We start from the raw sequence: 6,483 nt of genomic DNA on the forward strand, positions 1-6,483 counted from the left end.
GTAGACTTTGAAGACCGGACGACCACAGGGTAGAGTTTAACGATCACACTCAGCTAAAGTACTGTGCAGCTAAAGCAGGTCATCATCATTCATAAAGCAGGCGATCCTCTGAGTCGTAGCTGGGCTGAGAAGTGCGCTCGTCAATTAGAGAAGCTTGATTGTCAGGTTTTGTTGGGGCCAAGTGGAGCCAATGACAATCCTTATCCCGTGTTTTTGGCATCGGTGCAGCCGCCGATCGACCTGGCGATCGTGTTGGGTGGCGACGGGACTGCTCTATCTGCGGCAAGAAATTTAGCGGCGGATAAAATTCCAATTTTGGCGGTGAATGTCGGCGGACATTTGGGGTTTCTCACGGAGTCGTCAGAAGATTTTGACACAGAGACCGTGTGGGATCGGTTGCGAGACGATCGCTTTGCCGTCCAGCGGCGGATGATGCTGCAAGCGATGATTTTTGAGGGCAATCGCACCAATTTGGAGCCGATGAGCGATCGCTTTCTCGCCTTAAATGAGATGTGCGTCAAGCCTGCTTCTGCCGATCGCATGATCACCTCGATTTTGGAAATGGAAATTGATGGCGAAGTGGTCGATCAATATCAGGGCGATGGGCTGATTGTGGCGACACCGACGGGTTCAACCTGCTACACAGTGGCGGCGAATGGGCCGATTATTCATCCTGGCATGGATGCGATCGCCGTCACGCCCATCTGCCCGCTCAGTTTGTCGAGTCGGCCGATTATTTTGCCTCCGGGGTCTGTCGTGAGTATCTGGCCGCTGGTTGATCGAGACTTGACGACTAAGCTGTGGATGGACGGCGTTTTGGCCACGACAATTTGGCCGGGTCAGCGGGTTGACATTCGGATGGCTGATTGTGATGCTCAGTTTATTATCTTGCGAGAAAACTACTCTTACTTTGAGACGCTGAGAGAAAAGCTGCAATGGGCAGGGGCGAGAATTCGATACAGCAACAATCATCGCAATTAAGCAGGTTTGAGCCAATGTTGTTTGGACTGCTCGATCAGATCCAGGTATTGAGAAACGGCTCGATCGCAGCTAAATTCCGCCGCCTGGTTTTGAATCGACTCGACACAGATGGGGGCATCGATCGCTTGTTTCATCGCGTCTGCCAGGGCTGTTGGATTCTCGATCGGCACCAGTTGACCAAACCTTCCACCTGCCAAAATTTCATCGGGGCCATAGGGGCAATTAGTTGCAACCACCTGACAGCCACAGGCCATCGCCTCAATTAAGACTGTGGGCAGCGCTTCCCAGCGAGACGACAGCACAAACACACTGCTCCGCCTCATGTACTTGTAGGGATTCGCCTCAAAACCCGGTAAGTCAACATCTGCCTCCAGTCCCAACTGTTTAATCAGCGCTGCTAACGGTGCCCTCAGTCCGCCTTTACCCAAAATAATCAGACGAGCGGGGCGATCGCGTTTCACCCACGAGAAAGCCCGAATCAACGTCTCAAAGTCTTTTTGCGCGTCCAGTCGTCCCACACCCAAGAAGACCGGAGGTTGTCCAGGCTGTAACCAGGGATGATCGACAGGTTCCTGTGCTTTTTCGTATAGGGTTTGACCGACGATCGGATTACGAATCACTTTGAGTAACCCGGCTCTCAATTTCAAATCGGCTTGTAGCTGCTCGGCCAGTCCATGAGAAACGGCCACTACGGCATCGGACATGGGATAGAGCGATCGCATCAACAACGGGACAAACTGGCTGCGTCGCTCGTCGAGTCGGTTCTGATTTTTGGACAGGGCCAGATGCTCCACCAAAATGAGACGAATCTCAGCGCGCGCCAGCAGTTTTGCTAACACAGGAATCGCATTCGTATAGCTAAGATTGGCGATCAGTACTTTGGGCTTTTCTTGACGAAGGTAGCGACTTAGCGGCAACAACAGCTTAAAAGCGCCCAAGGCTCTAGGCGGTGCCACAACCTGAAGATCGATGACGCGCACCTGTGGCGGCAGATTTTCGACCACAAGCTCGGCCGCAGAAGCGAGCACTAAATCCACAAAAAGGTTGCGCTCGGCCAGACCTTTGAGTAGATTGAGAACAACTTTAGTGTCTCCGCCTACAGGATTGCCAGCGCACAATAGAGCAATACGATCGACGTTTTGCATTTCATATCCAATTTGCATAATCTTTGGGAGCGATGCGCTCCACTCGATTCAGACTACCCACTTTGGGGGTTCAGTTCCTGAACAATGGTTTCAAGTTTTGCAGACGGTTCACAAAATTGCTCAGGGTTTAGCGTTTGTCGATTGGGGCGTGCCCTTTAGAGCCTCTTGAGCCGAAATGCCGTCGCCCTGAAACCCGAAATGCCACAGTACAGATGCCGCTTCCGCACGAGTCACCGATCGCTTGGGTTGAAACAAAGTCGTATAGCCAAACGCCCGCCGCAAATTGGACTGGTCTCCATTCTGAAAGTCGGCGAGTACGGCTCTGAGCGCCCTAGAGTCAATGCGGGCGACATCTTGAAAGCCCCAGGTTTGTTTGACGGATTCGATCGTCGCCGTGGGCAAAGCTTGACGCATATCAACGGGCATCTTCCAGAGAATCATTTCTTCGCGGGTCAGCGGCGCATTGGGGCGAAACAAAACTGTTGTGCTGTCTCCAGAAAGCGAACTGGGAATCAGCCCAGCCTCAGCAAGTCCCTGAATCGTGGCAAAGTCAGCATCGCTGCGACCCACATCCTGAAAGGCAGGCTGAGACGTATCGACGGCTAACCGAATTTGTCGAGCAGGTCGGCTGGCGTAAATGCGGTTATTGGCTGTCACGAGCCAACGGGCATACTCACGGCGCGTAATCACCTTATTGGGTTCAAATAAGCCTTGATCTTTAGAAGCAGATTTGTTGGCCGATAAGTCTAAAACGCCCAACTGGATCAAGTCTTGAACGTATTTCTGAAGTTCTTTGGGCGCTTTGTTGAGGTCGGTAAAGTCTCCAGATGTGGGGGCGGCAGGTGAATTGTCTGGCACCGCTGAAGGAATCGGGCCAACAAACTCAGGACTGCCCGGACTGGGAGCAGCGGACGGAGAAGCCCCAGGCTGAGGAGCAGAAGCCGTTGTAGAAGGACGATCGACGCGAATTTCAAACTCCCCCGATCGCACATTTACCGCCACTTGTAGACCGTCTCGGCTCGCCTCAAAAGTACCTTGGTTTTTGTCGATCGACTGTCCGTCCAGTTTCCAACCATTTTTTTGCAGTTCTTGCCGATAGAACTCGACGACGCGATCGCTACTATCAGGACTGCTCCAACGAGTTAAAAATCCCTGTTCAGGCTGGCTGACTTCGAGTAAGGCGCGATTGGGATAAAGCGGAATCTCAGTCGGAAAATCAGCCGGGAGCTGGGCTTGATCAGTTTGAGCGATTGGGCTGGGTATCGCTTGAGGAGAGCCAAACACTGAGGGATTATCTCTGAGTCGTGGGTCAGCCGCCAACGCATCCTGAAGGGATTTGCTCACTGGACTGGTACAACTCGCCAAAGGGAGCAGTAAAAAGGCAGCAACACTCAGAGCAGTCAGACGTTTGGGAGACAACACGATCGGATGACCAACAACTTTCTCTATTCTAGTCCTCCCTCATCCCTCATCCCTCATCCCTCATCCCTCATCCCTCATCCCTTCTTACTCTCAAGTCTGCTGATTGTCGTCAAGCATCTTTTGGAGAAGCGATCGCCGTTTGGCTCTCAAGCGGGCGGCTTCGAGTTCTTGAGATTCTTCGGAGAGAATTTCTAGCTTTTTGAGCCACCATTGCAAAAGGTTAGGAAATTTGATGGTTTCTTGAGACGCTTCGAGCAGTTCGATTGCACGATCGTGACAGGGAATGGTTTGCACAAAACAAGCGGCGGGTTGTTGCATCAACAGATTAGCTTGTTCTCGCATTTTTTTGCGAATACCCGTTGCACTGAGTTTTAGACAAACCGAACAAATATCTCCTTGTAGGAGACGGCGATCGCTATATAAAAGAGTGCGAATTTTGCCTGTAAAGAAAGGTTCTCGGCAAACGGTGCAAACTAATTGATCGGGGCAAGTAGTCAACTTACGCTCAAGGCAAATTCTCATTTCTGTCTCGGATCTGAGGTAAAAATTTGTTCTCTCTGAATCTCAAACTAACGAATGATGACACCTATTTTTTTGATATTTTGCAATTCTAAATATTAAAAAAAATCACTACTTATGTAGAGAATTGTAAACACAAGCAGCAGAGTGATCGAGAATCCACGCCATGACAACCAAGAGTCATCCAAACCTCAAAACTTTTCTCGTCTAACTGCAACTCAAATCACAATCAGGGTGCCCCAAATTGATACGCTAAAAGAAAGCAGACTACCCGCCTTTACGTCATCTTGTATTCAAAGCGCCATGAAACCGCCCCTGTCTAGAGACGAAATTTTGCATCTTATTGACCACTGCTGGATGGTTGAAGATCCTGACAAAGACGAACATGCCTTTTTGTTTCGGATGATTCAAGAAAAACATCGGGCCCAATTTGAGCAGGCATTTCAAGAAACCGCCCCTGAAGCGCACGAGGCGTTTAGCCAACGTCTGAACGAATTAGCAGAACAGCGCGATCGCTCCGAACAAATTCTCTACTGGCTCTACCGAGATTCAGAACTGCGTAAACAGGGCAAAACGCTGCCTGATCAATGGGAACAGTAGTCTGCTCAAAGCTAACAAAACCGGGCGACTCTCAAAATCTCTCGCTTCAAACGTTGGCGGTACATTTTGGCTCAACCTCTACAGAGAACGGTTTTATTTAATTCACTATCATTGGAAATGAGGATTAAACAACATCGAACTTGTAGGGTGCGTTTCGCGTGGCTCAACGCACCGCCAACGTTTGAAATCGGTGCGTTTCGCGTGGCTCAACACACCCTACGCAGTCTTCGGTTTTATTAAATTCATGATCCTTAGCGAATTAGCGACAGGTGAGTAGTGATGATCAATGTGATTGGTTGATCAGTTCACTGGTAATGTTCATTCTAATCTGTTGCTGATTAAACTTTTATCTGTTTGGAAGTTTAGAGATGGGTTGGCGCTGAGCTGTGAGATTGTAATTTGCGATCGCTCTTCCCGTTCTCACTTCCGCAACTCCTTTGAGCGTGTCTGCATTCACTTGACCGTTGAATCGAATGTTAACGTCTTGTCCGTTGATCGGTTGACGTTGCTCAAAACTAATGCGATCGCCATTCACCAACACTCGCGGAATGCTGATTCGTTGTCCTCCAAAATCAACCGTCGCCCGCACATTTTGAAACGTCTGATCGACCTGTACTCGATAGGGTTGTGGCGACCCTGATTGAGTAGAAACGCTGCCCTGCCAGGTGCCCGAAACGGTTGCTGGAATTACCCAAAGAAAAATTGTGCGCGGTCGGCCGCCATCCTGGACGAGAATGGTACGATCGGGTCGCCAATCGCCCATGCCAAAAGCGTGAGAGACAACGCGAGTGCCGGGTTTGAGTTCGCTCAGAAGTTTGGGACGCAATTCTAAGTTAATCTTGGGCAACAGATAGAGCGTTACGACAGAAGCTTCTTGAAAGTTGGTTTTGAATAGGTCTTGCTGAAGAAACTGAACGCGATCGCTCACCCCTGCCTGTTTTGCATTCTCATTACTTTTGTTGACTAATCCTGGATTGATCTCAACCCCAACGCCGCGTTTCGCTCCAAATTTTTGTACGGCAGTAATCACCAATCTGCCATCTCCTGATCCGAGGTCATACACGACATCATTAGCGGTGACATTCCCGATTTTTAGCATCTCCATCACTACCGATTCGGGAGTCGGAACGTAGGGCACATCCGGTTTGATGGGGACGGGTGTGGGAGTCGTCTGAGCGTGAATAAGTGGGGTCGTAAGCAAGGAAAACGCCACAAATACGCCTAACGCCAGCTTCTTTCGCATTGCGATCGCCATAAACATCTTGATTCTTTTAGCGTTTTAATCTCATCAACTCATCTATCTCAATATAGATTTTCGAGTTTTAGAAAAGCACTCTGTCCAGTAATGAGCGTGCTATTTAAGATTCAGTATCTTGTGTAATCCATTTGGCTACACTTTGGGGTTTGTAGGTTTCCATTAGCGTTAATAAAGATTGGGGGTCAGAGGATTCTAGAACGAGCGATCGATGTATAGAGCGCACCAGTTTCTCATTAACGGCGTGATCAAAGAAGGCCAGCAACGCATCGTAATAGCCTTCGATATTCAGCAGTCCGTGTGGTTTTTGATGTAGCCCCAACTGCGCCCAAGTCAACACTTCGCAGAATTCTTCCAGAGTGCCATATCCACCGGGCAGCGCGATGAATCCGTCAGATAGGCGGGCCATCAGGGCTTTGCGATCGTGCATTGAGTTCACCACATGCAGCGCCGTCAAATTCTGATGAGCCAGTTCTTTGTCCACTAAGAATTTAGGAATGACTCCATTGACATACTCACCGTCCTAAAGGAGCGGTGATTCTTGACGCTTCGCCGACTGAT

The 6,483-nt window shown here is 49.7% G+C and carries 6 protein-coding genes and 1 pseudogene; 2 read left to right on the top strand and 5 right to left on the bottom strand.

Translation table 11 applies throughout. The features are described 5' to 3' along the window. Nucleotides 1-63 precede the first annotated feature (63 nt). Nucleotides 64-981 carry an NAD(+) kinase gene (locus tag ACKFKF_RS09075; protein ID WP_446857409.1) on the top strand — a complete coding sequence of 306 codons (918 nt, stop codon included), beginning with the start codon at nt 64-66 and terminating at the stop codon, nt 979-981. Here ACKFKF_RS09075 and ACKFKF_RS09080 read toward each other — a convergent pair. The 3 genes from ACKFKF_RS09080 to ACKFKF_RS09090 all read right to left on the bottom strand — a co-directional run bounded on the left by ACKFKF_RS09080 (nt 978) and on the right by ACKFKF_RS09090 (nt 4,070). Continuing rightward, a complete protein-coding gene (locus ACKFKF_RS09080) occupies nt 978-2,144 on the bottom strand; it encodes a glycosyltransferase (RefSeq protein ID WP_446867429.1) in 1,167 nt (388 codons plus the stop codon). The genes ACKFKF_RS09075 and ACKFKF_RS09080 overlap by 4 nt on opposite strands. A gap of 102 nt (nt 2,145-2,246) precedes the next feature. Beyond that, entirely contained in the window at nt 2,247-3,548 is a 1,302-nt protein-coding gene (locus tag ACKFKF_RS09085; protein WP_446867430.1) for an S-layer homology domain-containing protein, read from the bottom strand. A gap of 90 nt (nt 3,549-3,638) precedes the next feature. Then, a complete protein-coding gene (locus ACKFKF_RS09090; protein WP_446857406.1) occupies nt 3,639-4,070 on the bottom strand; it encodes a hypothetical protein in 432 nt (143 codons plus the stop codon). Nucleotides 4,071-4,370: 300 nt separating this feature from the next. On the opposite strand from ACKFKF_RS09090, the gene ACKFKF_RS09095 reads away from it, so the two are divergent. Continuing rightward, on the top strand, nt 4,371-4,667 hold the full coding sequence (locus ACKFKF_RS09095) for a hypothetical protein (protein ID WP_446867431.1): 297 nt from the start codon (nt 4,371-4,373) through the stop codon (nt 4,665-4,667). Between the two features lie 346 nt (nt 4,668-5,013). On the opposite strand, the gene ACKFKF_RS09100 is transcribed toward ACKFKF_RS09095, so the two are convergent. Together ACKFKF_RS09100 and ACKFKF_RS09105 are read right to left on the bottom strand one after the other, a co-directional pair. Continuing rightward, nucleotides 5,014-5,910 (bottom strand): class I SAM-dependent methyltransferase, encoded by an 897-nt coding sequence (locus ACKFKF_RS09100; protein ID WP_446867432.1) that lies wholly within the window; start codon nt 5,908-5,910, stop codon nt 5,014-5,016. Between the two features lie 115 nt (nt 5,911-6,025). Next, nucleotides 6,026-6,427, bottom strand: a pseudogene (locus ACKFKF_RS09105) (LOG family protein); the annotation flags it as partial. Between the last annotated feature and the right edge of the window lie 56 nt (nt 6,428-6,483).

Source organism: Phormidesmis sp. 146-12, assembly GCF_052939495.1.

Coding starts and splice junctions, on each gene's coding strand:
- ACKFKF_RS09090 (WP_446857406.1), bottom strand. CDS start 4,070: ATGAGAATTTGCCTTGAGCGTAAGTTGACTACTTGCCCCGATCAATTA.
- ACKFKF_RS09100 (WP_446867432.1), bottom strand. CDS start 5,910: ATGCGAAAGAAGCTGGCGTTAGGCGTATTTGTGGCGTTTTCCTTGCTT.
- ACKFKF_RS09080 (WP_446867429.1), bottom strand. CDS start 2,144: ATGCAAATTGGATATGAAATGCAAAACGTCGATCGTATTGCTCTATTG.
- ACKFKF_RS09095 (WP_446867431.1), top strand. CDS start 4,371: ATGAAACCGCCCCTGTCTAGAGACGAAATTTTGCATCTTATTGACCAC.